Source organism: Intrasporangium oryzae NRRL B-24470 (assembly GCF_000576595.1).
Lineage (GTDB): Bacteria > Actinomycetota > Actinomycetes > Actinomycetales > Dermatophilaceae > Intrasporangium_C > Intrasporangium_C oryzae.
In genome coordinates this window covers 1-1,508 of sequence record NZ_AWSA01000107.1, presented here as the reverse complement: position 1 = coordinate 1,508, position 1,508 = coordinate 1, and the positions used below count along the sequence as shown (strand labels likewise).

General features: G+C 70.0%; 2 protein-coding genes. Both read right to left on the bottom strand.

The features are described 5' to 3' along the window. Positions 1–44: 44 nt before the first annotated feature. Entirely contained in the window at positions 45–1,196 is a 1,152-nt protein-coding gene (gene rlmC / locus N865_RS21215) for a 23S rRNA (uracil(747)-C(5))-methyltransferase RlmC (RefSeq protein ID WP_034810270.1), read from the bottom strand. Between the two features lie 78 nt (positions 1,197–1,274). Further along, positions 1,275–1,508: Gmad2 immunoglobulin-like domain-containing protein (locus tag N865_RS21210; protein ID WP_034810269.1), on the bottom strand; the 234-nt coding region annotated here is incomplete at its 5' end.

Sequence of the window (1,508 nt, the reverse complement as noted above, 5' to 3'; positions counted from 1 at the left end):
TAATCGACATTATGATGTTTGTTCTCAGGCGCATTCACGTCTGGTCACGATCGCTCGAGCAGGACCATGACCTCGTGGTGAGGGGTCTGCGGGAACATGTCGAAGAGCCTCGCGCGGCGCGGCACGAAGGAGGGCATCAGCGCGAGGTCGCGCGCCAACGAGTCGACGTTGCAGCTCGAGTAGACGACGTGACGCACGTCCGACCGGTCGAGCCAGCCGGCGAGCTCGGGGCCGATCCCGCGCCGGGGAGGGTTGACGATCACGAGCTCGGGCGCCGCGCGATCCGCGAGACCCACGGTGGTCGCGTCACCGACGTGGAACGAGAGCCGCCCGAGGTGGGTGTGGGTCGCGCGCAGCTCTTCGGCGCTGAGCTCGGCGCTCGCCACGGCCTCAGGTGACACCTCGACACCGACGACGTCGGTGTCGACAGGGACCACGTCCAGGCAGTGCAGCGCGAAGCCGCCGACCCCGCAGTAGAGGTCCCACAGGGCGGTGGGGGCCACCTCGGAGACCCAGTCCCGCGCCTGACGGTAGAGTCCCGCGGCCACCGCGGTGTTGGTCTGGAAGAAGCTGTTCGGCCGGAGGTTGAGGGTGACGTCGTTGACCCGCATCGGCAGGAGCTCTCGCTCGGTCAGGATGATCTCCGTGTCGCCCTCGAGGATCGCCTTGTGCTCGGGCTGGAGGTTCACCGACACGACCGCGAGCTCCGGGAACCGGGCGAGCAGGCCCGGCAGACGCGACTCGAGGAGCGCGAGGTGCCGACGTGAGCGCAGGACGAAGCGAAGCATCACCTCACCGTCGGGCGAGTGCGTGACGATGACGTGCTTGAGCTCGCCCTGCCGGCCCGGGACGTCGTACGGCTCGAGGCCGAGGTCGTCGACGGCATCGGCGAGAAGCGGCACGAGCGAGGCCAGACCCGGCTCGTAGAGGCCGCATTCGCGCAGGTCGACCCCGTGGCCGTGCGCGTCGAGGATGCCGACCGTGACGCGCCCGCGACGCCCACCGACGACGAGCTTGGCCTTGTTGCGGAAGCCGGCCTCGGCACTGGCGAACGGGGCCATCCAGGTGGCGTCGGGAGCCACGGCGGCCAGGGCGCTCTCGCAACGGCGCTCCTTCGCGCCGAGCTGGGCGGCATACGTCTGACCCATGAGGGTGCACGAGCGGCACCGGGCGTCGTCGAAGTAGTCGCACTGCATCGTGCCCCAGCGTACGGGGCGCGAGGGACGCCGATATCGTCCCGCCTCATGACGCCGGCTCCGGTTCCGGAGGGCGTGTCACCTGACCGAGAAGGGGATCTGCCAGCTGGCGGTGACCGACCCGTCCTTCGCGCTCCTTTCGAGGACGACGACGCTGTAGTTGCCGGGTCCGAGGGGTTCGGTCCGGAACGAGTAGGTGCCGCGGGCGGGCGCCGCGATGGTCGCCGTGGTGCTCCCTGACGCGATGGGCGCCCCGGCGCGCCTCAGCTCCCACTCGACGTTGGCCTCGAAGGTGCTGGCCTGTCCGGAGAC

What these genes read in the sequence shown, in the direction of transcription:
- rlmC (WP_034810270.1), bottom strand. Translation starts at nt 1,196, where the DNA reads ATGCAGTGCGACTACTTCGACGACGCCCGGTGCCGCTCGTGCACCCTC.